The sequence below is a fragment of the Oleiphilus sp. HI0125 genome (genome assembly GCF_001635355.1).
On the sequence record NZ_LWGF01001202.1, the window covers coordinates 1 to 1,044 of the forward strand.

At 43.9% G+C, this 1,044-nt stretch carries 1 protein-coding gene; it reads left to right on the top strand.

The features are described from left to right. The coding region (locus tag A3762_RS21040; protein WP_156493645.1) for an ATP-binding cassette domain-containing protein at window positions 1-1,044 on the top strand (1,044 nt) is incomplete at both ends.

Sequence of the window (1,044 nt, forward strand, 5' to 3'; positions counted from 1 at the left end):
AGATGTAACGGTTCAAAAGCAGGTTTTAGAGCTAATCGCTGATCTACAGACAAAACTAGATATGGCCATCATTCTCATTTCGCATGATCTCAATGTCGTCAGACAATATGCAGATCACGTATGCGTTATGCGACATGGGCACGTTGTAGAACAAGGCAATGCCAAAGCAATATTCAATTCTCCAACAGACGAATACACGCAAACGCTAATTAACTCAGAACCAAGCGGCTCTCCATACCCTGTTGAAGAGAATGCCGATACGATTCTTCAAACAGAACAGTTAAGTGTTGATTTTATTCTTAGACGTAATCTTTTCGGCAAACCGACACGCAGCTTTCAGGCTGTAAAGCAAATGGACCTGTCATTAAGAAAAGGTGAAACACTAGGTATTGTTGGCGAAAGTGGCAGCGGCAAAACTACGACTGGAATGGCGATACTAAAGTTGCTCGATTGCACGGGTTCAATCACCTTCAATGGAAAACGAATTGACCAGTTAAACCAAAGCCAGTTCCGTCCTTTTCGTCGTGAAATTCAAATCGTTTTTCAAGACCCATTTGGAAGCCTAAGCCCCCGAATGTCGATTGGCCAGATCATTGCTGAGGGCCTTGATATTCACGGCATTGGCTCGGAATCTGAGCGAGAGCAAATGATCATCGACGCGCTAACTGAAGTTGAGCTCGACCCAGAAGTGCGACATCGCTATCCACATGAATTTTCGGGCGGACAGCGCCAGCGTATCGCTATTGCACGAGCTTTGATCCTCAAGCCTGAAATCATTATTTTGGATGAACCGACATCGGCGCTAGATAGAAGTATCCAAGTTCAAGTAATCGAGCTACTTAAGAATATCCAGAAAAAGTATCAGATCGCTTATATCTTTATTAGTCACGACTTGGCTGTTGTCCGCGCATTAAGTCATCGCGTTATGGTCATGCAACACGGCAAAGTTATCGAACAAAACGATTGTGAACAGCTCTTTTCATCTCCACAGCATGAATACACAAAAGAATTGCTTGATGCCGCATTCTTTTACGGACACAATCC